This window comes from Acidovorax sp. BL-A-41-H1 (assembly GCF_051942715.1).
Map to the genome: position 1 here is coordinate 1,525,452 of NZ_JBPVJQ010000006.1, position 25,859 is coordinate 1,551,310.

Below are 25,859 nucleotides of genomic sequence, written 5' to 3' on the forward strand. Positions count from 1 at the left end.
CAGCATGGGGTGCCAGGCCGCGCCTTTGCCGCAAAGCCGGACGCAACGCCCATGTTCGAGCTCAGCATCCTCTTCCCCTCCATACTGAACGGCCTGACCACGGGCGCGGTCTACGCGCTGATCGCGCTGGGCCTCACGCTGATCTACGGCGTGCTGCACATCATCAACTTTGCGCATGGCGCATCGCTGATGCTGGCGCTGTATGCCGTGTACCTGCTCAAGCAGCACTTCGGGCTGGACCCGTATTTCGCGCTGCCGATCCTGGTGCCCGGCATGTTCGCCTTGGGCTACGGCCTGCAGCGGCTGGTCATCAACCGGGCTAGCCACGGCAAGGACGAAAACATCCTGCTGGTCACGCTTGGCATTTCCATCGTCATGGAAAACCTGGCGCTGCTGTTCTTCAAGTCCGACACACGCACCATCGACACCGCCTACACCCTGACCACCGTGGCGGTGGGCCCCGCCATGATCGCCCTGCCCAAGCTGGTGGCGTTTGCCGGCGCGCTGGTGGTGTCGGGCGTGTTGCTGTGGATCGTGGGCAAGACAGACCTGGGCCGGGCCATCCGCGCCGTGGCCAAGGAAAAGCATGGCGCCAAGCTCATGGGCATCAACGTGGACCATGTTTATGCCATGAGCTTCGGCATCGGCCTGGCGTGCCTCGGCGCCGCTGCGTGCTTTTTGCTGCCAGCCTACTACGTGAACCCGCAGGTGGGCAGCGGCTTTGTGCTGGTGGCATTCACCATCGTGGTGCTGGGCGGCATGGGCAGCTTTACCGGTGCGCTGGTGGGTGGCCTGCTGATCGGCGTGGTCGAGTCGCTGGGGGGCCTGTATCTGGGTGAATCGCTGGGGCAGATCGGCATCTTTGCGATCTTCATCGCGGTGCTGCTGTTTCGCCCGCAGGGCCTTTTTGGAGCCAAGGCATGAAACAACTTTGGGCCATTGGGGCATTTGCCCTCTGTGTGGCGGGGCTTACCGCAGTGTCGGATTCCGGCGTGCTGCTCAACTTCGTGATGATGACGCTGTACGCGGCACTGCTGGCGCAGGCCTGGAACATCCTGGGCGGCTTTGGCGGGCAGTTTTCATTCGGCCACGCGCTGTTCTTTGGCACGGGTGCCTACATCCAGGCCATTGCGCAGATGCAAGGCGGCATCAACCCCTGGGTGGCGCTGCCCATGGCCGTGGCCGGCAGTGCGCTGGTGGGCCTGTTCGTGGGCGGGCTGTCGTTCCGCTACGGGCTCAAGGGCTCGTACTTTGCGTTGGTCACCCTGGCGTTTGCCGAGGTGTTCCGCATCCTGGCGCTGTCGGTGCCGTTCACCGGGGCAGGCGTGGGCCTGATGCTGCCGCTCAGGGAGTCGCTGGGCAACATGCAGTTCGGCTCGCGCAAGGGCTATGTCTACCTGATCCTTTCTCTCGTCACGCTGGCGCTGCTGGTGAGCTGGTGGCTCAAGAACTCGCGCTTTGGCGCCTGGCTGCAGGCCGTGCGTGACAACGAAGATGCCGCCCGCGCGATTGGTGTGAACCCGTTCAACGTCAAGATGGGGGCCATCGCGATCTCGGGTGGTTTCATGGGCGCAGCCGGTGCGTTCTATGTGCAGGTGTTCCAGTACATCGACCCCGCCATCGCCTACGGGTCTGCCACCTCGGTCGAGGCGCTGGTGGCCGCCATCGTTGGCGGCATCGGCACCATCTGGGGACCGGTGCTGGGGGCGCTGGTGCTGCATGTGCTGGCCGATGTCACGCGCAACATGTTTGGCCAGCTGCCCGGTATCAACATGGTGATCTACGGCGTGGTGCTGGTGCTCATCGTCATGTTTGTGCCGCGGGGCATTGCAGGCATCGGGCAGTCGGTAGTGGCGGTGTGGAAGCGCTCTGGAGGCCGCGATGGCAAATGACCTGTTGCAGCTCAGTGGCCTGAGCAAATCGTTTGGCGGGCTCAAGGCCGTCCAGGACGTGAGCTTGGCCGTGCCTGAGGGCTCGCTGACCGCACTCATTGGCCCCAACGGCGCCGGCAAGACCACGCTGTTTGCGCTGATGTCGGGCTTTGTGCGGCCCGACGCAGGCACCGTGCGACTTGCGGGCCAGGACATCACGGGCCAGGCGCCGCATGTCAATGCCCGGCTGGGCATGACCCGCACCTTCCAGATCGTGCAGCCCTTTGCGGCGCAGACGGTGCGCGAAAACATTGCCGTGGGCGCGCACCTGAAGGAGCCCAACCGCCGCGCCGCGCTGGCGCTGGCCACCGACGTGGCGGCGCGCGTGGGCCTGGCACCGCAGCTCGACAAGCCGGCGGCCGACCTCACTGTGGCCGGCCGCAAGCGGCTGGAGCTGGCGCGCGCGCTGGCCACACAGCCCCGCCTGCTGCTGCTCGATGAAGTGCTGGCCGGCCTCAACCCCCAGGAGATTGCCGAGATGATTCCCGTGGTGCGCGGCATTGCCGACGGTGGCGTGACGGTACTGATGATCGAACACGTCATGCAGGCCGTGATGAACCTGGCCGGGCATGTATGGGTGCTGGCGCAGGGCCAGCTGATTGCCGAGGGCAGCCCGGCGCAGGTGACGGCCGACGAGCGCGTGATTGAGGCCTACCTGGGTCACGGCACCGCCGCCCGGCTGCGCGCCGCAGCCGCCAAGGAGGTCGCATGAGCACCGCCCCACTGCTGGACATCACCGGCCTGCGCGGAGGCTACGGCCGGGTCGAGGTGCTGCGCGGCGTGGACCTGCACGTCAGCCCCGGCGAAACCGTGGCGCTGCTGGGCAGCAACGGAGCGGGCAAGTCCACGCTGAACAACGTGGTCTGCGGCATCTACCCGGCCTGGGCCGGCAAGGTGGCCTTTGATGGCGCAGACCTGAGCGGCGCGCACTACACCCGGGTGGTCAAGGCCGGGTTGATCCAGGTGCCCGAGGGGCGCAAGATTTTCCCCAACCTGAGCGTGCTGGAAAACCTCTCGCTGGGCAGCTTCAGCCGGGCCCGGGAGCGCAGGGCCGAGAACATCGACAAGGTGTTTGCCACCTTCCCGCGCCTGAAGGAACGCACCACCCAGCTCGCCGGCACCATGAGCGGTGGCGAGCAGCAGATGCTCGCCATCGGCCGCGGCCTGATGGCCGAGCCGCGCCTGCTGATCCTGGACGAGCCCTCGCTGGGCCTGTCGCCGCTGCTGGTCGAAGAGATGTTCGGCCTGATCCGCCAGCTGCGCTCCACGGGCCTGGCGGTGCTGCTGGTCGAGCAGAACGTGGGCCAGTCGCTGGAGATTGCCGACCGGGCGTATGTGATGGAAAACGGGAGCATCCGCTTTTCAGGCGCCCCCGACGAGCTGCTGCGCAGTGACGACCTGCGCCGTGCGTACCTGGGCCTCTGACGCCACAGCGCTGCCTGCCGCCTGAAAAACAAACCACAAGACAACAGAGCAAAGAGCCCGCCATGATCCAAAGACGCCAGCTCCTCAAAACCGCAGGCCCCGCAGCCGCAGCCCTGCTGGGCGCCAACGCCTGGGCCCAGTCCGCACCCGTGCGCATCCTGGTGGGCGCGCCGGCCGGTGGCTCCACCGACACCCTGGCCCGCACGCTGGCTACCGAGCTGGGCCGCCTGCTGGGCCGTACCGTGGTGGTCGAAAACCGTCCCGGCGCGGGCGGCAACATTGCCGCCGATGCCGTGGCCAAGGCCGCACCCGATGGCAACACCCTGCTGATGAGCTTCACCAGCCACGCCATCAACGCCAGCCTGTACCCCTCGCTGCCGTTCGACCCCATCAAGGACTTCACGCCGCTCACCTGCATGGCCACGTCGCCTTCGGTGCTGGTGGCCCACCCCTCGCTGCCCGCCAAGGATGTGCGCGAGCTGATCGCGCTGGCCAAGGCGCAGCCCGGCAAGCTCAACTTTGCGATTGGCGCGGTGGGCTCATCGCTGCACCTGGCGGGCGATGCCTTCAAGATGCAGTCGGGCGCCTATATCGTGAACATTCCATACCGTGGCACGGCCCCTGCATTGCAGGACGTGCTGGCAGGGCAGGTGGAGCTGATGTTTGCCGCGGTGGGCAATGCCCAGGCGCAGATCCGCGCGGGCAAGCTCAAGGCACTGGGTGTGACCAGCGCAAAGCGGCTGCCGGCTTTCCCCGATGTGCCGGCCATTGCCGAGGTGCTGCCGGGATATGAATCCAGCGCTTGGTTCGGCCTGTTCGGCCCGGGCCAGATGAACGCGGAACTTGCCAGGCGCATCAGTGACGCAGCCCGTCAGGCCATTGCCTCGCCCGATGTGAAGCGACGCCTGGAGCACGAAGGCGCGGTCCCGGTGGGCAACAGCCCGGAAGAGTTTGCGCGCTTTGTGCAGTCCGAGATCCCGCGCTGGGCCAAGGTGGTGAAGTTTGCAGGGGCCAAACCCGAATGACCGCCACCCGTGATGTTGCCGCCAGCACGCTGGCACAAAAGCTCGTGGCCCGTGCCAGCGGCCGCAGCAGCGTGATACCCGGCGAGATCGTCAACTGCAGGGTCGACCTGGCCATGTTCCACGATTCGTCCGGGCCGCGGCGCCTGAAACCCATGCTTGACGAGCTGGGCGCGCAGATCTGGGACAAATCCCGCGTGGTCCTGGTCATGGACCACTATCTGCCCGAGCGCGACGACGAATCGCGCCGCATCGTGCGCATTGCGCGCGACTGGGCGCGTGAGCAGGCCTTGCCCCATGTGTACGACGGCCAGGGTATCTGCCATGTGGTGGTACCCCAGCACGGCCATATCCGTCCCGGCATGTTCTGCGTGGGGGGCGATTCGCATTCGCCCACCGGCGGCGCGTTTGGCGCGTACATGTTCGGCATCGGCAGCACCGAAATGCTGGGCGTGGTCGTGACCGGCGAGATCTGGCTGCGCGTGCCGCACACCCTGCAGATGCACTGGAGCGGCGCGCTCGGCACCGGCGTCACAGCCAAGGACATGATGCTGCACATGGTGGGCCGCTTCGGAATGAACGGTGGCCAGTACCAGGCCGTGGAATTTGCCGGTCCGGCCGTGCAGGCGCTGGGCATGCAGGAGCGCATGACGCTCTCCAACATGAGCGCCGAGCTGGGCGCCCAGGCCGGGCTGATTGCGCCCGACGCGACCACGCGCGACTGGCTCGCCGCCCATGGCGTGCCTGCCGATGCGCTGCACGACCTGCACGTCTGGAAGACCGACGATGGCGCGGTGCTCACGCGCCACAGTTTTGACGCGACCACGCTCACCCCCCAGGTGGCCGCGCCGCACAGCCCTGCCAACGCCGCACCCGTGGCGCAGCACGCGGGGCAGGCCATCGACGTGGCCTATATCGGCGCCTGCACGGGCGCCAAGCTCGATGACCTGCGTGCCGCCGCCACCGTGCTGCGCGGCAAGCGCGTGGCCACCGGGGTGCGCCTGATGGTGGCCCCCGCCAGTCAGCAGGACCAGACCGCTGCACGCGAAGAGGGCGTGCTGCAGGTGCTGCAGGACGCCGGTGCCGAACTGTTCCCCACCACCTGCGGGGCCTGTGCAGGCTATGGCGACACGGTGGGTGACAACACCACCGTGATCTCCAGCACCGCCCGCAACTTCAAGGGCCGCATGGGCTCGGCCTCCGCGCGGGTGTACCTGGCGTCGCCCTACACCGTGGCGGCATCGGCCGTACGAGGGTGTATTACCGACCCCCGCGAGGTGCTCGAATGACAAACTCCCACAGGGTCTGGAAACTGGGCGCCGACATCGATACCGATGTGCTGGCCCCCGGTCATGCCATGAAGCACGGGCTCGATGTGCTCGCGCGCCACTGCCTTGAATCCGTGCGGCCCGACTTTGTGGCCGGCGTCCGCAAGGGTGACGTGATCGTGGCGGGCCCCAACTTCGGCATTGGCTCCTCGCGCGAGCAGGCCGCCGCCGTGCTGGTGCGGCTGGGCATCGTCGCAGTCATCGCGCCGTCATTCAGCGGCCTGTACTTTCGCAATGCCTTCAACCTGGGCCTGCTGCTGCTGACCTGTGCCGAGGCCGATGCGATCGGCGAAGGTGAGGCGATCACTCTGGACTGGCAGGCGCCTGCCGTCATCACACCGCAGGGCGGGGCGCTGGCGTGTGAGCCCATTCCCCCGTTTCTCATGGACATGGTGCGCGCTGGCGGCCTGCTGAACCAGCTGCGCACCCGCTTTGGCAAGGAGGCCGTCAATGGCTGAACACAACACAAAAACCGCACCGCCCCCCATGGACCCCGTCACTCTGGCCGTGCTGCGCGGCCGGCTGGAGCAGATTGCCGACGAGATGGACGCGACGCTGTACCGCAGCGCGTTCAACCCCATCATTGCAGAGGCGCACGACGCATGCCACGGCCTGTACGACGCCACCAGCGGCGACACGCTGGTACAAGGCAAGTCGGGCCTGCCCGTGTTTGTGGGTGCGATGGCCTTTGCCGTGCGTGCTGCCATGCGCGTGGCGGCCGGGCGCGGCGGCATCACGGCGGGCGACACCTGGCTATTCAACGATCCGTATGAGGGCGGCACCCACGCCAATGACTTCAAGCTGGTGCGGCCGTTCTTTCGGGGCGGCAAGCTGTACTGCTTTCTGGCATCGGCCGCGCACTGGCATGACGTGGGTGGCAATGTGCCTGGCAACTACAACCCGGCCGCCACCGAATGCTGGCAGGAGGCGGTGCAGATCCCGCCGGTGCGCATCGTGCGCAGCGGCGTGTTTGACGATGACGTGCTGGCCATCCTCAAGGCCAACACCCGCCTGCCCGACAGCCTGTGGGGCGACCTGAACGGCCAGCTGGCCGCGCTGGACCTGGGCGAGCGCCGCCTGCACGACCTGCTGGACCAGTATGGCGACGCCGTGGTGCACCAGGCCATGGGCGAACTGCGCACGCGTGCCGTCAAGCTCATGCAGTCGCACATTGCAGCGCTACCCGACGGGCGCTACAGCTTCAGCGACATCCTGGACAACGATGGCGTCAAGGACGAGCCGTTGACGATTGCGCTCGACATGACGGTGGCGGGCGAGCGCCTGACGCTGGACTTCTCGCGCACCTCACCGCAGTGCGCGGGGCCGGTGAACATCTCGCGCGCCACGGCCATTGCGGCGTGCTACGTGGCGCTCAAGCATCTGTTCCCCGATGTGCCTGCCAATGCGGGCGTCCTGGACGCAGTGGACTTTGTATTGCCCGACGGCCTCGTGATCAGCGCCGCGCGGCCGCGCCCGGTGGGTGGCTACACCGAGACCATCCTGCGCATGATCGATGTGATCTTCAGCGCCACCGCGCAGGCCGACCCCAGGCGCGCCATGGCGCAGGCCTACGGCACCATCAATGCGCTGTCCATCGCGGGGCACCGCACCGACGCCGCGCGCAAGGGCCAGCGCTGGGTGATGTTCAGCTTCTTTGGCGGTGGCCACGGCGGGCACAGCGATGGCGATGGCCTGAGCCATGGCAACGCGCCCATCTCCACCGCCACCATCCCACCACTCGAAATCCTGGAGGCTGCCTACCCCGTGCGCTTTACGCAATGGGCGCTGCGGCCGGATTCGGGCGGCGACGGCCAGCACCGCGGCGGCCTGGGTGCCGTCTACGAAATCGAACTTCTGGAGCAGGACGCCGAGGTGTTCATCTTTGGCGAGCGGGGCAAGGCCTCGCCGCAAGGTATTTCGGGCGGTAGCGCAGGTTCCATGAACGTTTTCAGCTATGAAAATAATAGCGAATGGAAGCAGCCACCCATGCGCTCCAAGATGATCGGCATTCGCCTCAAGCAGGGCGAGCGCGTGCGGCTGGAAACCCCCGGCGGTGGTGGCTACGGCGCCCCGTCCGCACGGGATGCGGCAGCGCGGGAAAAGGATCTGGCGATGGGCTATGTGGTTGCCCCCGCCACAGCGAAAGGCAAGGCATGAGCAGCGGCAAGGTTTCGGGTCAGGCTTCGTACGTGGTGGGCGTGGATGTGGGCGGCACCTTCACCGACCTGTTCGTGCTGGACGAGCGCGACGGCAGCGCCCGCATCGTCAAGGTGCCCAGCACCCGCGGCGAGGAGGCACGCGGCTTCATGAACGGCGTGGCGCGCGTGGCCGATTCGGCCGCGCAGATTGCCACCATCGTGCACGGCACCACTGTGGGCACCAACGCGCTGCTGGAGCGCAAGGTGGCGCGCACCGGCATCATCACCACGCGCGGCTTTCGCGACGTGCTGGAGATGCGCCGCCGCGACCGGCCGCAGACCTGGGGCTTGCGCGGTAGCTTCGAGCCCATCGTGCCACGCGACCTGCGGCTGGAGGTGGACGAGCGCGTGCTGGCAGATGGCACGGTGCACACCCCCGTGGACATCGAACAGGTCAAGGCCCAGGCGCGTGCGCTGCTGGAGGCGGGCTGCGAGGCCGTTTGCGTGTTCTTCATCAACACCTACGCCAACCCCGCCAACGAGCAGGCCGCCGTGGCCGCTGTGCGCAGCGTGTGGCCCAACCCGCACGTGACAGCCGCGAGCGAAGTGCTGCCCGAGATCCGCGAGTTCGAGCGCTGCTCCACGGCCACACTCAACGCTGCCCTGCAGCCCGTGGTGGGCAGCTACCTGGAGCGGCTGGAGGGCGACCTGCGCACGCAGGGCTTTGGTGGCGAGCTGCTCATCGTGCAAAGCAACGGCGGCGTGATGTCGCGCCAGACAGCCTGCGATGTGCCCGTGCGCACCGCGCTCTCCGGCCCGGCGGCGGGCGTGATTGCCTGCGCGGCGATTGCGCGTGCGGCAGGGTTCCCCGACGTGATCACCGGCGACATGGGCGGCACCTCGTTCGACGTGTCCCTGGTTGCCAAGGGCGAGGCGGCGTTGGCCGCACAGACCGCCATTGAATTTGGCATGGTGGTGCGTTCGCCCATGATCCAGATCGAGACCATTGGCGCGGGTGGTGGGTCGATTGCCTCGGTGGACGCCAGCGGCATGCTGCAGGTGGGCCCCGAGTCGGCCGGCAGCATCCCCGGCCCGGCCTGCTATGGCAGGGGCAACACGCGTCCCACGGTGACGGACGCCAACGTGCTGCTGGGCCGCATTGCCGCCGACCGTCCCCTCGGCGGTGGTCTGCTTGCCGCCATGGACGCACAAAAATCGCGCGACGCCATCGAGACCCATGTCGCCAAGCCCTTGGGCCTGGACGTGATGTCAGCCGCCGAAGCCATCCTCACGGTGGCCAACGCCAAGATGGCGGGTGCCGTGCGCGTGGTGTCCATCGAGCGCGGTCACGACCCGCGCCAGTTTGCCTACATGCCGTTTGGCGGTGGCGGCGCGCTACATGTGTGCGCCATGATGCGCGAAGTGGGTGTGGGCACGGGCATCGTTCCGCGCTACCCGGGCGTCACCTCGGCCCTGGGCTGCGCGATGGCCGACATGCGCCACGACGCGGTGCAGACGCTGAACAAGCCCTTGGCCGAGCTGGACGTGGCCGACCTGCGCCAGCGCGTGGCCACACTGGCCGCCACCTGCCAGCAGCGGCTGGATTCGGCGGGCGTGAAGTTTGTAGAAGTGCAGGAAATCATTGCGCTCGACATGCTCTACGCCGGGCAGACGCACACCGTGCAGGTGCCTGTGGCGGCTGATGCGCTGAGCCACGAGGGCATCCGCGCCGCGTTCGAGGCCGCCTACCGCGCCGCCTTCGGCCGTGTGCTTGACGGCATTGCCGTGCGGGTGATGAACCTGCGCTACGCCCGCGTGGGCGTGCGCCCCAAGTTCGATCTGACGGTGCTGGCCCCGCAGAGCACCACCGTGAATCCATCCCTCGGTGTGCAGCGTGTGTTCCACGCCGGCCGCTGGTGGGACGCCGCACGCCACGCACGTCTGGACTTGCCGGTGGGCACCTGTCTCGATGGCCCCGCGATCCTGGAGCAGCCCGACACCACCGTGTGGCTGGAGCCCGGCTTCAGCGCCACGGTCGATGCACTGGGCAACCTGCTGGTGCGTGAAAGCGTCGAGCGTGTCGCGGGGGAGGGCGCGGCATGAGCCACGGCACCATCGACCCGCGCCATACCGCGCTGGTCATCATCGACCTGCAAAACGACTTTCTGGCGCCTGACGGTGCCTATGCACGCGGCGGCGCGGTGAGCGCTGCCGCCCAGGCCTTGCCCCCCCGGGTGGCAGCGGTGGCCAAGGCCCTCAAGGCGGCGGGCGGCATGGTGGTGGGCAGCCAGTTCACCCTGTGGCCCGATGCGCAGGGCGAGCCCATGGTGTCGCCGCACCTCAAGGCCTTGCGCCCATTTTTGCGGCGTGGCGACTTTGCCCCGGGCAGCACGGGCCAGGCGCATGTGCCCGAGATTGCACCCTGGGTGGACGTGTCGGTGTGCAAGGTGGCGTACTCGGCATTTTTCAACACCCAGCTCGACTGGGTGCTGCGCCGCGCGGGCATCACCACGGTGGCGGTGTGCGGCATCGTCACCAACGGCGGCGTGGCCAGCACGGTGCGCGATGCACACATGCGCGACTACCAGACGCTGGTGCTGTCCGACGGCTGCGCGGCCTTCCGGCAGGAAGTGCACGACACCTCGGTGGCCGACATGACCAACGTGGCCCAGCTGCTGACCTGCGCCGACTTCGCTGCCGCCGTGGCGAGGCCTTCTGAATGAACTCGCACATGAGCACGCCCCGCATCTGCCACGCCGAGCACATGCCCGGCACCGTGGCGCAAGACGCCCATGTGCCGGTGCTCATCGTGGGCGGCGGTGCGTGCGGGCTCACGGCGGCGCTGATGCTGCACGACGCTGGCGTGGACTGCGCCGTGCTGGAGCGCGATGCGACGCCGCTGGGCTCCTCGGCCCTGTCATCCGGCTTCATCCCCGCGCCGGGCACCCAGGCGCAGCGCGCAGCGGGCATTGACGACAGTCCGGAGCGTTTTGCCGCCGACATCAGCGCCAAGGCCAAGGGCAGGGCGGCACCACATCTGGCGCAGGCCTACGCCAAGGCCATCGGCCCGGCGATGGATGCACTAGAGGCGCGCCACGGCCTGCAGTGGCAGGTACTGGACGGCTTTCTGTACCCCGGCCACAGCGTGCGCCGCATGCACGCCACGCCCGAAAAAACCGGCGTGGGCCTGATGGGCCGCCTGGTCAACGCGGTGACGGCGGCCGACATTCCCCTCATCACCGAAGCCACGGTGCGCGAGCTGTGGGTCAACGCCCGGCAGCGCGTGATCGGCGTGGGCTACGAGCGCCCTGATGGCACGCTGGAGCACCTGGCCTGCGACGCGCTCATCCTGGCCTGCAACGGCTTTGGCGGCAACCCGGCCATGGTGCGCGAGCTATTGCCCGAGATGCGCGATGCGCTGTTCGCCGGCCACACTGGCAACGACGGCAGCGCCATCGCCTGGGGCCAGGCGCTGGGCGCACGGCTGGCAGACCCGGGCGGCTACCAGGGCCATGGCTCCTGGGCCATTCCGCAGGGCGCCCTGATCTCGTGGGCCCTGATGATGGAAGGCGGCGTCCAGGTCAATGCGCTGGGTGAGCGTTTTCACGATGAGACGCAGGGCTACTCCGAGGCCTCGGTGCATGTGCTGGCGCAGCCGGGCGGCGTGGCGTGGAACGTGTTTGATGCGCCCATCTTGGCGCTGGCACGAACCTTCCCGGACTTTGTCGATGCCGAGGCGGCGGGTGCCGTCAAGCACTGCGACAGTGTGCAGGCGCTGGCGGCCACCATCGGCTGCGAAGAATCAAAATTGATAGCAACACTGGCAAGCATGACGAGCGCTAGCGGCCAAAAAGATCCGAAATCTGCAGAAACCCGCCTGTTTCAACGCCCCTTGCAGGCGCCGTACTGCGCCGTCAAGGTCACCGGCGCGCTGTTCCATACCCAGGGCGGGCTCGACATCGATGCGCACTGCCGCGTGCTGGACGCAAACGGCCAGCCGTTCCCCAACCTGCTGGCCGCCGGGGGCGCTGCGCGGGGCGTGTCGGGCGATGCGGTGTGGGGGTACCTGTCCGGCAACGGGCTGCTCAGTGCCGTGGCCGGCGGCTTCATTGCGGCGCACAAGGCGGCCGAACTGGTGACGCACCCGGAAGACTGAACCATGACCACACCATCCCATCGCCCATCGCTGGACCAGCGCCTACAGGAACCCCGCGCCATCCTGGCCCCCGGCGTGTACGACGCTCTGAGCGCCCTGGTGGCCGAGCAGGCGGGTTTTGAGGCGCTGTACCTTTCGGGCGCATCCATTGCCTACACGCGCCTGGGCCGCTCCGACGTGGGCCTGACCACCTACACCGAGGTGGAAGACACCCTGGCGCGCATCACTGAACGCGTGCGCACGCCGGTCATCGTCGATGCTGACACCGGCTTTGGCAACGCACTCAACACCCAGCGCACCGTGCGCGGCTTCGAGAGGGCAGGTGCGGCCATGATCCAGATCGAGGACCAGGGCTTCCCCAAGCGCTGCGGCCACCTCGATGGCAAGACGGTGGTGCCGGTGACCGAGATGTGCGGCAAACTCGACGCCGCGCTGGACGCCCGCCGCAGCGCGCACACCCTGATCCTGGCCCGCACCGACGCGCTGGCCGTAGAGGGCATCGACGCCGCTTTCGACCGGGCCGAGGCGTACCTGGCGTGCGGGGTGGACGCGCTGTTCATCGAAGCGCTGCGCACGCCCGAGCAGATGGACGCCGCCTGCAAGCGCTTTGCGCACCGCATCCCGCTGCTGGCCAACATGGTGGAAGGCGGCAAGACCCCCATCCAGAGCGCGGCCGAACTGCAGCAGCGCGGTTTTCGCATCGTGATCTTCCCGGGCGGCACGGCCCGCGCCGTGGCGCACACGCTGCAGGGCTACTACGCCAGCCTGCATGCGCACCAGACCACCGCGCCTTTCCAGGACCGCATGCTCGACTTTGACGGCCTGAACGCCCTCATCGGCACGCCCGAGCTGATGGAGCAGGGGCGCCGGTACGAGTAGCACTGGCCCAATGCCCCCGCCCGCGCCACGCCCGGCGAGGCCGCGTACCATGCCAAGCAATCTTTTCCTGATCTGACCGCATGGAGACCCCTATGGCCCAAAACCTGCAAACCATCACCCTCGGCGGCGGCTGCTTCTGGTGTACCGAAGCCGTGTTCGACCGCGTGCGCGGCATCACCGACGTGGAAAGCGGCTACACCAACGGCCACACCGTCAACCCCACGTACGAGCAGATCTGCCAGGGGGACACGGGCCATGCCGAGGTGGTCAGGCTCACGTTTGACGCCGACGAGATCAGTCTGCAGGAGGTGCTTGAGATCTTCTTTCACACCCATGACCCGACCACGCTCAACCGGCAGGGCAACGACGTGGGTACGCAGTACCGCAGCGGCATCTATTACGAGAGCGCCGAGCACGGCGAACTGGCCAACGCCATGGTTCGCCAGATGGCGACCGACAAGGTGTTTGGCGCACCCATCACCACGGAAGTGAAGCCGCTGCAGAACTACAGCACGGCCGAGGCCTACCACCAGGACTACTTTGCCAATCACCCTGGCGCCGGCTACTGCGCCTTTGTGGTGGCGCCCAAGGTGGAGAAGTTCAGGAAAACCTTCGCGCGCTATCTCAAGGGCTGATGCCTTGTGGGTGACGCCGCGGGCAGGGGGTTGGGGCCACGAATCTGAATCGGACGGCGGGTATGCTGCAAACCCGCCGTCGCCCCCCACCCGTCGTACTGGTCTCAGGGGCGTAGTACGCCCCGCCATCGCGTGGCCCTCAGCGCGCGTCCGTCAACGCCAGCGTGTGCCCTGCCTGGGGAACGGTAAACACGGCGACCGAAGCCAGCAGCCCGGTAGCCTGCTGGTTCAGGCTGGTGGCGGCGGCGGCCATCTCTTCGACCAGGGCAGCGTTTTGCTGCGTGGCGTGGTCAATCTGCGTCACAGCCTCGCCCACCTGGCTCACGCCTGCGCTCTGCTCGCTGCTTGCGGCGCTGATCTCGCTCACGAGATCCGTCACGCGCTGGATCGATTGCACCACCTCGCCCATCGTGTGCTTGGCCTTGTCCACCAGCCCGGTGCCGTGCTGCACGCGCTTGGTGCTTTCATCGATCAGCCCGCGGATTTCCTTGGAGGCCTCTGCGCTGCGCTGCGCCAGCACACGCACTTCGCCTGCCACCACGGCAAAGCCGCGGCCCTGCTCGCCGGCGCGTGCTGCTTCTACCGCCGCGTTCAGGGCCAGGATGTTGGTCTGAAATGCAATGCCGTCAATCAGCCCGACGATCTCGGCGATCTTGCGGCTGCTTTCTTCGATGCCCTTCATGGTCGACACGACTTCGCCTACCACCTCGCCGCCCTGGCGTGCAATGGTCGATGCGCTGGATGCAAGCTGATTTGCCGCCCGGGCGTTGTCCGCGTTCTGGCGTACTGTGGAGCTGAGCTGTTCCATGGAAGCCGCCGTCTGCTGCAGCGCGCTGGCCTGGCTTTCGGTGCGGCCCGAGAGGTCGTGGTTGCCCTGGGCAATTTCGCCCGCTGCGCTGTTCACACACTCGGCGCCCGTGCGTACGGCGATCACGGCATCGGCCAGCCTGTCGCGCATCACGCGCAGCGAGTAGGTAATGCTTTGCGCATCGCCCGCATGGACTGGCACATAGGTGGTGAGCTCGCCCGACGCAATGCCATCGGCCACGGCCTTGAGCTCGTCCGGGTCGCTGCCCAGCTGGTGGGTAATGCGCCGCAGGTACACCAGCATGGCGATCAGGCCCGCCGTGATGAGGGCAAACACACCCAGCAGCAGCTTGCGGTTCATGTCGGAAAAAGCTTTGACTTCATGGAGGGCTTCATTGAGCACTTTCCCCTGTCGCGCCTTTTCGGCAGCCAGCGGATCCAGCAGGCGGTTGCGGGCGGGGATGGTCTGCTCGACCAGGTAGGCCACCGCATCGTCTTTTTTGCCCGCAACGATGAGCTCAATGTTCTGCGCACCCTTGGCGGCAAACTCTTTGAGCAGGCCGGGTAGCGGAGCGTAGGCATTTCGGCCGTCAGCGTCTGTCATGCCGCGGCCAAAGCGTTCCATGCTGTCGATCAGCCGGGTTTTCTTGGCCTCAATGTCCGCCAGCGTGGCTTTGAGTTCATCGGGGTTGCGCGAGATGATCGCGTGACGAACCTGCAGAGATATGCGCGTGACATCCAGTTCGATGGCGGCGATCAGTTGCAGCTGTGGCACGTTGGTGCTGTTGACCTGGTCCGCATCGGCCGAGAGGCGGCTCATCATCAGCCAGCAGGCGACGGCGGAAACCACCATCGCAGCGATGAGTACGCCTGTCCCGAGGGTGAGCCTCTGGGCAAGGTTCAGGCGCGAAGCGCGGCTGTTGTGTTGCGAAGCACTGCTCATGGTTGACTCCGTGTTGTTATCGATATTTATATTAAAAATGATTTTATTACGGTTGCGACGGCGCTGCAGCCGATAACACATTCACCATTTTCAAACCTTCGGGCACGGCTCCGATCCGGGCACAGATCTCCCCGCCCCTTGGCGGGGATGCACTTTCAAAGGTCTGCGTGAGGCCATAATGCAAGTCGTTTGCGTTTTAGCTGGCGCCTTGCAACAGGCGCTTCCCTGTTAGCCGATGCCTCACAACTCAACCCATTCGTCTGCCCGGCCCTGGCTTTTGCCGTCTGGCATGCGCGCCACCCGCGCCACGCGTGCGCTGGCCGAGCTGTATTGCGCTCGGCCTGATGCCGTGCTGTCTGAGCCGGAGGTCGAAGCCGCCCTGGCCAGTGCGGGCGCGCCAGTCAACAAGGTCACCGTGTATCGCATGCTCGACCGCTTTGCCACCGCAGGCCTGCTGCACAAGCAGGTGGACGCGGCGCGCGTCACGCGCTATGCGCTGGCACCGCAAGGCGAGGAAGGCACCACCCCACGCTTTGAATGCGATGACTGTCATCGCCAGTTCCGCCTGTCACAGGGCTCGGCCAAGGTGCAGACGGCCCTCAAGCAGGTGCTGCAGGCGCTGGCCACGGCCGGGCATGAAAGCCTGGCCGTGGACATTGCCGTGCGCGGGCGCTGCGCGGGCTGCGCACACCCGGCCGAAGGAGCGGCTGCATGATCCGCACGCGGGGTCTGGCCTATACGTATGCCAGCAGCGGCGTTGTGCTGCGGTTTCCGGATGTGGATCTGCGCCAGGGCGGCACGCTGCTGCTGCGCGGGCGTTCGGGCTCGGGCAAATCCACCTGGCTGGCGCTGATGGCCGGGCTGCGCGGCGCGGGCAGTGGCGACTTGTTCGTTGCAGGTACGCAGCTGGCCACGCAGCGCGGGGCCGAGATTGACGCGTGGCGCGCCCGCAGCATCGGTTTTTTGCCGCAAAAGCTGTACCTGAGCAGCGCGCTCACGGTGGCCGACAACCTGGGCCTGGTGTACTTTGCCGCGGGCCTGCCGCGCGACGATGCCGCCATTGCCCGCGCGCTGGCGCAGGTGGGCATTGGCGAGCTGGCCGCGCGCCTGCCGCAGCAGCTGTCGGGGGGGCAGGCGCAACGCGTGGCGCTGGCGCGGGCCGTGCTGCTGGCGCCCGAGGTGCTGCTGGCCGACGAGCCCACCGCCAGCCTGGATGACGAAGCCGCCGCCGATGCGCTGGCGCTGCTGTGCCAGAGCGCAGCCACCTGCAACGCCAGCCTGGTCATTGCCACGCACGACCAGCGCGTGGTGCAGGCTCTGCCGGGCGCACAAACACTGGATTTGAATCAAATCGTGCCAGAGCCAAGGAATCCATTGGGTGGTTCGCTATGAATAACATAGTAAAACTTGCCCGCCTGTCCTGGCGCTACCTGTGGTCAAGGCCACTGGCGGCGGTGCTCAACCTGCTGGTGCTCACACTCGGTCTGGCCGCCATCACGCTAGTGCTGCTGGTGGCCACGCAACTTGACGACGCCTTTGAGCGCGATCTGACAGGCATCGACCTGGTGGTGGGTGCCAAGGGCAGCCCGCTGCAGCTCATCCTGGCAGGCGTGTTCCACATCGATGCACCCACCGGCAACATCCCGCTGCGCGAGGTTCAAGCCCTGCAAAAGCAGCCCATGGTGGCGCAGGTCATTCCGCTGAGCCTGGGCGACAGCTACCGCGGCTACCGCATCGTGGGCACCACGCCTGACTACGTGCAGCACTACGAAGCCGCGCTGGCCGAGGGAGCCCTGTGGCAGCAGCCCATGGATGCGGTGCTGGGCGCCACCGTGGCGCGCGGTATCGTCAAAGCCGACCACGCCGGTGCGCCCCTGGTGGGCGCCACCTTTGTCGGCAGCCACGGCCTGGGCGGTGGCGGACATGCGCATGGCAACCACCCGTACCGCGTCAGCGGCGTGCTCAAGCCCTGCGGCTGTGTGCTTGATCGGCTCATCCTCACCAGCACCGAATCGGTGTGGATGGTGCACGAGACCGACATGGCCACCGACGCCGAAGACCTGGCCCTGCTGCAGGAAGAGCGCGAAGTGACCGTGGCGCTGGTGCGCTACCGCACGCCACTGGCCGCCGTGTCGCTGCCGCGGCAGATCAACAGCGGCACATCCATGCAGGCGGCCGCGCCCGCCATCGAGGTCACGCGCCTGCTGCGCCTGCTGGGCGTGGGGGCCGATGTGCTGCGTGCCTTTGGCGGCGTGCTGCTGGCCGTGGCTGCGCTCAGTGTGTTCATCGCACTGTGGAACGCCGTGCGCGAACGCCGGGCCGACCTGGCCATGCTGCGCATGCTGGGCGCACCACCGGGCCGTGTGGCCGGGCTGGTGCTGTGGGAGGCCCTGTGGCTGGCCGCCATCGCATCTGCCCTGGGCCTGTTGCTGGGCCACGGCCTGGCGCACGGCCTGGGCTGGGCGTTGCAGGCGCAGGGGCTGCTGCCGGTCAGCGGTCTCGTGTGGGTTCCGGCCGAGGCAGGTGTGCCGCTGCTGGCGGCCTTGGTCGCTGCGCTGGCCGCACTGCTGCCCGCCATGCAGGCCTACCGCACCGATGTGGCAGACCTGCTGGGGCAGACATGAGCCCGCGGACGGCACACCACTGCAAGCCCTGCGACCAGTTTCCCCTTTGTATTGCTGATTGAAACGAAAGCTGCACCATGAAGAAAAACCTCCTCGCCTCCCTCGTCCTTGCCCCCGTGCTGCTGGCCGCGGCGCTGGCCCACGCGCAGGACACGCATTCCGACAAGGAAACCAAGGCCGACATCCAGCGCCACCGCGCCATGGCCGCTGCGCACGAGGCCGCCGCCAAATGCCTGGAGTCGGGCAAAGGCCACGACACCTGCCAGAAGGAACTGCAGACCGCCTGCAAGAATCTGGCCATTGGCAAGTACTGCGGAATGCGCCACGCGCACTGAGCGGCCCCGGCTGCCAGTTCATGCCGCTCCCGGCACCCGCAGCCCGACCTTGACCGAAGGAAACTTTCATGACCGAAATTCGCCCTGCACCCAGCCCATCGCGCTTTCCGCATTTGCCCCTGCACGGGTTGCCGCGTCGCGTATCAACGGTGCGCGCGATCGGGCTGGCGGTGGCATCTGCCGCATGCGTTGCCAGCGTGGCGCAGGCGCAAGCGCAGACCACAGGGCAGGGCAGCGGTAAAAGCGCGGTGCCAGCCCCGCCCATTGTGCTGAGCTCGCCGCTGCCTGCGGGCGCGGGGGGCACAGCGCCGCTGGGCGTGCCATCCGGCTCCGGTGCGGGCTTTCACAGCCCCAACAGCCCGATTGCGCCGCTGCCCGACCGCAATGACGTGGTGCCCTGGTCGGTGCTGACCGACCTGACCAAGAAGACCACCAAAGACGGCATCGTGCCCGTGTTCAACGAAGCCCAAAAGGGTATGGACAAGACCGTGCAACGCGTCCAGGGCTTCATGATGCCGCTGACCCCCCGGGCCTCGCACACCTACTTTCTGCTGACCTCGGTGCCGCTGACGTGCTCGTTTTGCATGCCGGGCGGCCCGGAAAGCATGATCGAGGTCAAGGCGAAAACGCCGGTGCGCTATTCCACCGAGCCAGTGGTCGTGGAGGGCACGTTCACCGTGCTCACCAACGACCAGTACGGCCTGTTCTACCGCATGGTCGATGCCGTGCCTGTGAAATGAACCGCGCGCGGTTTGTGCCGGCTGCCTGGGCTGCCCGCGATCGTGTGATCCGGCACTGACCTCCCGAAAGCCGGTTGCGCCGCCGCTGCGCGCGCACTGGACCAGCGTGTTTTTTTCCGCAACTGGCTAGACCTGATTCCTTTACCTGCCCGCCACCTGTGTTCCGACATCTGCCATTTCCCCAGCGATCTTTCCCGGTGCGCAGCCGCGCCGGGGCGTCGGCGCTGTGGTGGCTGCTGGTGTGCCTGGTGCTGGTGCCCACGCTGGGGCAGGTGCACCATGCGGCCCATGGCGGCCCGACGGTGCAGGCGACCGGGGCACATGCAGCGCACCTGACAGCTCCAGGCCATGCAGGGCACCGGCATGGCGCTGCACTGGCCACGGATTCGGCCGACCGGGCTACCGCCGATGCGCTGACATCGCCGCTGCTCGACGGGCTGGTGCCAGGCCATGCCTCGGCAGACTGCCTGCTGCTGGACCAGCTCGCGGTGGGCGACGCCCTGCATCTGCACGCCGTACCCCTGCCGGCCGCTACGCCGGTGGCCGCTTCATCCGCCCGCTGTGCCATCAGCCACCCGGCCCAGCCTGTCGCGCTGTTTGAGGCGCGCGGCCCCCCGCAACGCTGATTCCCCGCTTGCAGCACGCGACACCCGCCCTGTAACGGGCGCTTGGGTACCACCGCCGGGCCACTGGCGTTGGAAACCACTGCTGCGTCGCTGCCTGTACCGCGCCCCCGCTGCCTGAACTCCCGCGTACCCGCTGGCTGGCCGGCTCCACGCGCTGCGAAGCGCTGTTGGCCTGCCGATAGCCGGTAACGCCCGGGCGCTCGGAATCGCGCGTTGATGGGCGCCTGCCGACATAGCCACAGGCCTTGATGCGCCACGCAAGGCCCCTGCTGCCATGCCGCTGCAAACGCTTGAACGCTCCTGATTTGATAGCGATAGGTGCAAACAAATCAAGCACTCCCGGCGGTTATTGATGAATTTTTGTGCCGCGGCGCCGCTGTGCCGCTGCGCAACTGCAGCGTGCTGTACCTGGTGCGCAGCGCCCTTCTTTGAATTTACTTACCTGATCGATCGTCATGAAACCAGTCTCCCGTCTTCTTTCCCCAGCGCCATTGCGCGCAGACCGCGCTGCATTGCGCCCCGTGGCCCTGGCAGCCATGGCTGCCCTGTGGGGCATGGGTGCAGCGCATGCGCAGCAGCAGGCCGCACCCGCCGACGCCGCGGCTTCTGCGCCGGTCGCAGCGGCAACGCTCTCGCCTGTGACGGTATCTGCCAGCGGCCTGCAGCTGGGCGCCAACGAGATGACCACGCCAGTTACCGTGCTGGAGGGCGACGAGCTGGTGCGCCGCCGCGAAGCCACCCTGGGCGAAACCCTCAACAGCGAGCCTGGCATCCACAGCAGCCACTTTGGCGCCGGAGCCAGTCGCCCGGTGATCCGCGGCATGGACGGCCCGCGCGTGAAGGTGCTGTCTGACGGTGCCGAGCTGCACGACGCGTCCACCATCAGCCCCGACCACGCGGTGGTCTCAGAGCCCATGCTGGCCACGCAGATCGAAGTGCTGCGCGGGCCATCGGCCCTGGTCTATGGCAACGGTGCCGTGGGCGGTGTGGTCAATGTGCTGGACGGCAAGGTGCCCACCGCCGTGCCGCAAAAGGGCCTGGAGGGCAGCGCCGAGCTGCGAGCCAACACCGGCGCACGCGAAGGCGCAGGGGCCTTTTCGCTCACCGGCGGCGCCGGTAACCTGGCCGTGCATGTGGAAGGCCTGGCGCGCGATGCAGGCGACTACCGCGTGGGCAAGGGCTGGGCCCCCGAAGGCGAAGCCACCCGCAAGGTGCCCGGCAGCTTCAACCGCACCAACACCGGCAGCGTGGGCCTGTCGTGGGTGGGCGAGCGCGGCTACCTGGGCGCGGCCTACACCCGCCAGACCGCCAAATACGGCCTGCCCGGCCACAACCACGGCTACGAAGGCTGCCACGCCGACGGCGACCGCCTGCACTGCGCGCCCCACACCGATGCCAAGGCGATCGGCATCCGCGCTGAGGAAGAAGACCACGGCGACGTGCCCGTGGTCGACCTGCGCAGCGAGCGGTTTGACGTGCGTGGCGAGCTGCGCAATCCGTTTGCCGGCTTCTCGGCCCTGCGCCTGCGCGCGGGCGTTACCGACTACCGCCACGACGAGATCGAAGACGGCGCCATTGGCACCACCTTCACCAACAAGGCCTACGACACGCGCATCGAGTTGCAGCACGAGCCGCTGGCCGGCTTCAAGGGCATGGTGGGCCTGCAGACCTCGCAGCGCAAGTTCCGCGCCGAGGGAGATGAGGCCTATGTGCAGCCCACCGTGACCCGCCGCACCGGCATCTTTGCGCTGGAGGAATACCGCGCAGGTAACTGGCGCTTTGAAGCCGCCCTGCGCCACGACCGCCAGACCGCCGAGGCCGAGACCAGCGGCATCGAGCGCAGCCACAACGGCACATCGGCATCGCTGGGCGCGGTGTGGAAGTTCACGCCCGGCTACCAGGTGGGCACATCGTTCACCCGCGCCAGCCGCGCTCCCACGGCCGAAGAGCTGTACGCCCGCGGTCTGCACCTGGCCACCAGCACCTACGAGCGCGGCAACCCCGACCTGCGCTCGGAGATCTCGCAGAACATCGACGTCAGCCTGAAGAAGACCAGCGGCGACACCACCTTTGGCGTGAGCGTGTTCCGCAATCGCATCCACAACTACATCTACGGCCGCACGCTTGATGAGCTCGATGGCCTGCAGCTGCTGCAGTACACCCAGGCCGACGCGACCTTCACCGGCATCGAAGGCCAGGTGCGCCAGCGCCTGAACCGCAATCTCGGCATCACGCTGTTTGGCGACATGGTGCGCGCACGCCTTGCCGGCGGCGGCCAGCTGCCGCGCATTCCGTCCGCGCGGGCCGGTCTGCGGCTGGATGCCAGCTGGAACGCGTGGGAAGGCCAGGTGGAGTGGGTGCAGGTGGCGCGCCAGAACCGCATCACCGCATTTGAGACCGAAACGCCCGGCTACGGCATGCTGAACGTGGGCGTGGCCTACAACGGCGAGCGCGGCATCAACGGCATGCCCTGGCAGGTGTACCTGAAGGGCAACAACCTGACGGACCGCCTGGCGTACTCCCACACCAGCTTCATCAAGACTGCCGCGCCGCTGATGGGGCGCAACATCACGCTGGGGGTGAAGGCGGCGTTCTGACAGGCCACTTGCCAGCGCGGTGCCCTGCACCGGGCAATGCCATGCGTCCCCGTCCGCACGGCTTTGCGTGTGGCGCACTGCGCACGGTGGCCAGCGCTAAGTATCGGGGCGGCTTTCGACCAGCTTTCAATGACCGTCGGTGAAAGCGCAGTGGCCTCGTGTGTGCTAGCGGTGCATTCTTGGCACGCACGGTGGCGGCCAGTCGCCTGACGCAACGGGCCACCCAGTCGGGTGGGGGCGGGTGCAGGCGCCCAGCGCATCGGCCGCCCACTGGCAGTGTTATTTTTTGAAGTGCAGAGGATTCCCATGCCATACAAGGTCGCCATCTTCGACCTGGACAACTGTCTGCTTGATGCCCGCTCCGTGGGGCCTCTGTTCGAGCCGGCGTTTGAAGCCATCCGCCAGGCCAATCAGGGCGCGCTGCCGCCCGACGTGCTTGAGCAGGCCATCGAGCAGTGCTGGTTCACGGCCTTCAACCTGGTGGCTGAGCGTTTCGGGTTCACGGACGCCATGCGCCAGGCCGGGCTGCACGAGTTTCGGCGCATGCGGGTCACCGGGCCGCTGCGCGGCTACGACGACATCGGCCTGCTGCCCCAGATCCTGCTGCGGCGCTATTTGGTCACGAGCGGATTTCGCAGCCTGCAGGAGAGCAAGATCACCGCACTGGGCATCCGCCCCTGGTTTGCCCATGTGCTCATCGACGACGTGGATGAGGCCATGGGCGCGCAGCCCGGCACGCACGGCAAGCTGGCCGTGTTCGAGCGCATCCTGGAGCTGGAGCAGTGCCAGCCCTGCGAGGTGCTGGTGATCGGCGACAACCCCTTGTCTGAACTCGGCGCCGGGCGCGCCCTGGGCGCCACAACCGTGCAGACGGTGCGCCCCGGCGTCAGCGCCTGGGACCTGGCAGACCACCGCGTTTCGGGCCTGGGCGAACTGCTGCGCATGCTGGGCGCCAGTCCGGTGGATGCGGGGGCGCGCGGGAACTGAGCCTGCGCCGGGCTGCTGCCCGGTCGAGCCCGCGACGCGCGTCCTGGGGCGACCGGCCCGCAGCGCTGCGGGCCGCGCGGGCCCCGCACGGCGTTGCGGCAGCGCGCTTGCACGCTGGCGGCGGTGAGTTGAGGGAGAATCGCCCGCATCCGCTTTCTCCTGAAGCGCGTGCAGCCGCCTTGCCGGCTGGCCCCCACCTCTTGCTGTGTGCGGGGCGCCCGCTGCGCTGCACCCGTCTGCCCTGCCTTGAACTCCCCCGTCGTCACCTCGCTGCTCCCCGTCATCCTGTTCATTGCCCTCGGGTTTTACGTGGGCCGGCGCGGCTGGATCCGTGCCGAGGCAGTCAAGGACCTAGCCAACCTCGTGTTCATGGTGCTCACGCCCGCGCTGCTGTTTCGCACCATGAGCACGGTGCACATCGAGAACCTCGACTTCGGCCCTGTGGGCATCTACTTTGTGGCGTTTGGCCTGGTGTATGCCGCCACGCTGGCGGTGCAGGGTTTTTCCAGTTTGGCAGCGGCGCGGGCGCTGGCCAACACCTTCAGCAACACGCTGATGATCGGCGTGCCGCTGGTGGGCCTGGTGTTTGGCGATGCCGGGCTGGTCACGCTGTTCACCCTGATCTCGGTGCATTCGCTCATCCTGCTGACCGCTGCCACCGTGGTGTTCGAGCTGGCCGCAGCGCGCGAGCACGCCGGCCGTTCGGGCGGGGCGCAGCAGGCCATGTGGCGCACGGTGCTGCAGGCGGTTCGCAACGGCATCCTGCACCCGGTGCCGCTGCCCATCATTGCGGGCCTGCTGTTTGCGCAGACGGGGCTGGTGGTGCCGCAGGTGGTCGACAAGCCCCTGCTGCTGCTGGGCCAGGCGCTGGGGCCCATTGCGCTGCTGCTGGTGGGCGTGACGCTGGCCTTCACCAAGGTGGGCCACCATTTCAGGGCCGCGCTGCGCATTGCGCTGGTCAAGTGCGTGGCGCACCCCATCGTGCTCGCAGCGCTGGGCTTGGCACTGGGCCTGTCGGGCCTGCCGCTGGCGGTGATGATCGTGGCGGCATCGCTGCCGGTGGGGGCCAACGTGTTCTTGTTTGCGCAGCGCTACGGCGTGGCCGAAGACGAGGTGACCGCGAGCGTGGCGGTGTCTACCGCGCTGGCGCTGGTCACCGTGCCGGTGGTGATCCTGGCGGTCACGCGCTGGGTGGCTGGGTAGTGCGTCGCGCGGATGTAATTCAGTCGTACAGAGCTTATTTGAATAATGCGGCAGTTTGCAGTGCGAGCACACCGTTTGCCAAAACTGCGATGTAAACCGGAATTTGCACTTCCATTCCATGCTTGGAATAAGCGATTAAGGCAAAACGAAGCCTTAGCCACTGAAAAAAAGTCCACCACAAGGGGAATGAGTAACCGATCATTGCACCAACTTGATAGTCTTCCCCTATTGAATTCACTCCTCGGTGCATTGAGAACGAGTAGTATCCGGGGACAAATCCAGTCCAACTCACGTCATCGATTATGCTATCTGGAAGCATTTTTACCACGAGCTCGCCTTGGCCACCTCTATCTTTTAGCAACTGAATCGATTCCGGGATGCTCGCGGCAGAGGGGATAATATCGTCGAAACTATCAAATATACCCCGCCAATTACCGTTAATGCCAAGGTGTGAAAATCGCTTCGCTTCCGATATTAGGCGCGGCCTAATCAGTTTCGAGACGGATTCTTTGTACCTACACTCTTTTAGGCGCATTTGGGAGTCGTATTCTTCCGACCAACGATAGCGTGCTAGAAAATAAATGTAGACAATCCAAACGGATATAATATATTTTCTTCCGTCAATAGCAAGTGGCGTTTTGAAGGAAAAAACATCCAACAAAGAAAAAGAAAGCCAATAAGATATTATTATATAGAAGCAAAAAGTTACCAAATTCCTGCGAATTTTATCGCCGTCATCCATAACAGCAACTCCAATTAGTTCACGGCGCCAACCGCTCGCGAACCCAGTCGCTACCGTCCAGCCGGTACTGTAGGCGGTCATGCAGGCGGCTCTTGCGGCCTTGCCAGAACTCCCACTGGTCGGGCTTCAGGCGATACCCGCCCCAGTGTGGCGGGCGCGGCGGCTTGAGCATGAACTGCGCGCCGTATTTGGCAGCGTTGGCCACCAGCACGCCCCGGCCGCTGATGACCTGGCTTTGCGGGCTGGCCCAGGCGCCAATGCGCGAATCCAGCGGGCGGCTGGCAAAGTATTCGTCGCTTTCCTCGTCGCTCACCTTTTCCACCACGCCCTCGATGCGCACCACGCGTTCCAGCTCTACCCAGTGGAACTGGATGGCCGCATACGGGTTGCCGGCAATCTGGCGGCCCTTGCGGCTGTCGTAGTTGGTAAACCAGACAATGCCGCGCTCGTCATAGCCCTTGATGAGCACAATGCGCGTGCTGGGGCGCAGGTCGCCGCCCACGGTGGCCAGCGTCATGGCGTTGGGCTCGGGCACCTCGGCGCTGATGGCTTCTTTCAGCCACTGGTCAAACTGCTGCAGGGGGGCGGCGTGCGAGGCGTCTTCGTTGAGTTCGGCACGCTCGTAGCTTTTGCGAAGGTCGGCAATGGAGGAAGTCATGTGTGCCATTGTGCAATGCGCTCGCATGCCGCGTTCTGCGCTCGGACAAGCCCGCGTCAGCACAAGACCGACTGCCAGCACAA

25 protein-coding genes are annotated in these 25,859 nt (G+C 66.8%); 22 read left to right on the forward strand and 3 right to left on the reverse strand.

The features are described 5' to 3' along the window. The first annotated feature begins 51 nt into the window (after positions 1-51). The 13 genes from ACTPOI_RS20285 (at position 52) to msrA (ending at position 13,514) form a co-directional block, all read left to right on the forward strand. Positions 52-924: a branched-chain amino acid ABC transporter permease gene (locus ACTPOI_RS20285; protein ID WP_440112087.1), complete on the forward strand. Its 873-nt coding sequence runs from the start codon at positions 52-54 to the stop codon at positions 922-924. Then, on the forward strand, positions 921-1,892 hold the full coding sequence (locus tag ACTPOI_RS20290) for a branched-chain amino acid ABC transporter permease (RefSeq protein WP_440112089.1): 972 nt from the start codon (positions 921-923) through the stop codon (positions 1,890-1,892). Before ACTPOI_RS20285 ends, ACTPOI_RS20290 begins: the two co-directional genes overlap by 4 nt. Beyond that, on the forward strand, positions 1,882-2,643 hold the full coding sequence (locus ACTPOI_RS20295) for an ABC transporter ATP-binding protein (RefSeq protein WP_440112092.1): 762 nt from the start codon (positions 1,882-1,884) through the stop codon (positions 2,641-2,643). Before ACTPOI_RS20290 ends, ACTPOI_RS20295 begins: the two co-directional genes overlap by 11 nt. After that, positions 2,640-3,356 carry an ABC transporter ATP-binding protein gene (locus ACTPOI_RS20300; RefSeq protein WP_440112094.1) on the forward strand — a complete coding sequence of 239 codons (717 nt, stop codon included), beginning with the start codon at positions 2,640-2,642 and terminating at the stop codon, positions 3,354-3,356. Before ACTPOI_RS20295 ends, ACTPOI_RS20300 begins: the two co-directional genes overlap by 4 nt. Before the next feature lie 62 nt (positions 3,357-3,418). Next, entirely contained in the window at positions 3,419-4,381 is a 963-nt protein-coding gene (locus tag ACTPOI_RS20305; RefSeq protein WP_440112096.1) for a tripartite tricarboxylate transporter substrate binding protein, read from the forward strand. After that, a complete protein-coding gene (locus tag ACTPOI_RS20310; protein WP_440112098.1) occupies positions 4,378-5,667 on the forward strand; it encodes a 3-isopropylmalate dehydratase large subunit in 1,290 nt (429 codons plus the stop codon). Before ACTPOI_RS20305 ends, ACTPOI_RS20310 begins: the two co-directional genes overlap by 4 nt. Next, on the forward strand, positions 5,664-6,164 hold the full coding sequence (locus ACTPOI_RS20315) for a LeuD/DmdB family oxidoreductase small subunit (protein WP_440112100.1): 501 nt from the start codon (positions 5,664-5,666) through the stop codon (positions 6,162-6,164). Before ACTPOI_RS20310 ends, ACTPOI_RS20315 begins: the two co-directional genes overlap by 4 nt. Beyond that, entirely contained in the window at positions 6,157-7,863 is a 1,707-nt protein-coding gene (locus ACTPOI_RS20320) for a hydantoinase B/oxoprolinase family protein (protein ID WP_440112102.1), read from the forward strand. The genes ACTPOI_RS20315 and ACTPOI_RS20320 overlap by 8 nt, the downstream gene beginning before the upstream one ends. Then, positions 7,860-9,947, forward strand: coding sequence for a hydantoinase/oxoprolinase family protein (locus tag ACTPOI_RS20325; RefSeq protein WP_440112104.1), 2,088 nt, complete (start codon positions 7,860-7,862; stop codon positions 9,945-9,947). The genes ACTPOI_RS20320 and ACTPOI_RS20325 overlap by 4 nt, the downstream gene beginning before the upstream one ends. Beyond that, on the forward strand, positions 9,944-10,567 hold the full coding sequence (locus ACTPOI_RS20330) for a cysteine hydrolase family protein (protein ID WP_440112106.1): 624 nt from the start codon (positions 9,944-9,946) through the stop codon (positions 10,565-10,567). Before ACTPOI_RS20325 ends, ACTPOI_RS20330 begins: the two co-directional genes overlap by 4 nt. Before the next feature lie 8 nt (positions 10,568-10,575). Then, entirely contained in the window at positions 10,576-12,000 is a 1,425-nt protein-coding gene (locus tag ACTPOI_RS20335; protein WP_440112108.1) for an FAD-dependent oxidoreductase, read from the forward strand. A 3-nt stretch (positions 12,001-12,003) separates the two neighbouring features. Next, complete coding sequence (locus ACTPOI_RS20340; RefSeq protein ID WP_440112110.1) at positions 12,004-12,879, forward strand: isocitrate lyase/PEP mutase family protein; 876 nt, start codon at positions 12,004-12,006, stop codon at positions 12,877-12,879. 92 nt (positions 12,880-12,971) lie between these two features. Then, positions 12,972-13,514: a peptide-methionine (S)-S-oxide reductase MsrA gene (gene msrA / locus ACTPOI_RS20345; RefSeq protein ID WP_440112112.1), complete on the forward strand. Its 543-nt coding sequence runs from the start codon at positions 12,972-12,974 to the stop codon at positions 13,512-13,514. A gap of 139 nt (positions 13,515-13,653) precedes the next feature. Here the strand turns inward: msrA and ACTPOI_RS20350 are convergent, their stop codons facing one another. Continuing rightward, a complete protein-coding gene (locus ACTPOI_RS20350) occupies positions 13,654-15,264 on the reverse strand; it encodes a methyl-accepting chemotaxis protein (RefSeq protein ID WP_440112114.1) in 1,611 nt (536 codons plus the stop codon). Positions 15,265-15,553: 289 nt separating this feature from the next. Between ACTPOI_RS20350 and ACTPOI_RS20355 the strand changes: the two genes are divergently transcribed. From ACTPOI_RS20355 to ACTPOI_RS20395, 9 genes are all read left to right on the forward strand, one after another. Continuing rightward, positions 15,554-15,979, forward strand: a complete 426-nt coding sequence (locus ACTPOI_RS20355; RefSeq protein ID WP_440112116.1) for a Fur family transcriptional regulator — start codon at positions 15,554-15,556, stop codon at positions 15,977-15,979. Continuing rightward, on the forward strand, positions 15,976-16,656 hold the full coding sequence (locus ACTPOI_RS20360; protein WP_440112118.1) for an ATP-binding cassette domain-containing protein: 681 nt from the start codon (positions 15,976-15,978) through the stop codon (positions 16,654-16,656). Before ACTPOI_RS20355 ends, ACTPOI_RS20360 begins: the two co-directional genes overlap by 4 nt. Continuing rightward, positions 16,653-17,888 (forward strand): FtsX-like permease family protein, encoded by a 1,236-nt coding sequence (locus ACTPOI_RS20365; RefSeq protein ID WP_440112120.1) that lies wholly within the window; start codon positions 16,653-16,655, stop codon positions 17,886-17,888. Before ACTPOI_RS20360 ends, ACTPOI_RS20365 begins: the two co-directional genes overlap by 4 nt. A 77-nt stretch (positions 17,889-17,965) precedes the next feature. Continuing rightward, positions 17,966-18,223, forward strand: a complete 258-nt coding sequence (locus ACTPOI_RS20370; protein WP_440112123.1) for a hypothetical protein — start codon at positions 17,966-17,968, stop codon at positions 18,221-18,223. 68 nt (positions 18,224-18,291) lie between these two features. After that, positions 18,292-18,963 carry a DUF3299 domain-containing protein gene (locus ACTPOI_RS20375; RefSeq protein WP_440112125.1) on the forward strand — a complete coding sequence of 224 codons (672 nt, stop codon included), beginning with the start codon at positions 18,292-18,294 and terminating at the stop codon, positions 18,961-18,963. Between the two features lie 197 nt (positions 18,964-19,160). Further along, positions 19,161-19,589: a hypothetical protein gene (locus ACTPOI_RS20380; RefSeq protein ID WP_440112127.1), complete on the forward strand. Its 429-nt coding sequence runs from the start codon at positions 19,161-19,163 to the stop codon at positions 19,587-19,589. A 455-nt stretch (positions 19,590-20,044) separates the two neighbouring features. Then, positions 20,045-22,186, forward strand: coding sequence for a TonB-dependent receptor domain-containing protein (locus ACTPOI_RS20385; RefSeq protein ID WP_440112129.1), 2,142 nt, complete (start codon positions 20,045-20,047; stop codon positions 22,184-22,186). Between the two features lie 306 nt (positions 22,187-22,492). Then, the gene (locus ACTPOI_RS20390; RefSeq protein WP_440112131.1) at positions 22,493-23,173 is read left to right on the forward strand and encodes an HAD family hydrolase; all 681 of its coding nucleotides are present in this window, start codon (positions 22,493-22,495) and stop codon (positions 23,171-23,173) included. A gap of 246 nt (positions 23,174-23,419) precedes the next feature. Continuing rightward, complete coding sequence (locus ACTPOI_RS20395; RefSeq protein WP_440112134.1) at positions 23,420-24,376, forward strand: AEC family transporter; 957 nt, start codon at positions 23,420-23,422, stop codon at positions 24,374-24,376. 34 nt (positions 24,377-24,410) lie between these two features. Here the strand turns inward: ACTPOI_RS20395 and ACTPOI_RS20400 are convergent, their stop codons facing one another. Both ACTPOI_RS20400 and pdxH read right to left on the reverse strand, forming a co-directional pair. Beyond that, positions 24,411-25,199: a hypothetical protein gene (locus tag ACTPOI_RS20400; protein WP_440112135.1), complete on the reverse strand. Its 789-nt coding sequence runs from the start codon at positions 25,197-25,199 to the stop codon at positions 24,411-24,413. After that, positions 25,138-25,776 (reverse strand): pyridoxamine 5'-phosphate oxidase, encoded by a 639-nt coding sequence (gene pdxH / locus ACTPOI_RS20405; protein ID WP_440112137.1) that lies wholly within the window; start codon positions 25,774-25,776, stop codon positions 25,138-25,140. Before pdxH ends, ACTPOI_RS20400 begins: the two co-directional genes overlap by 62 nt. Positions 25,777-25,859 lie beyond the last annotated feature (83 nt).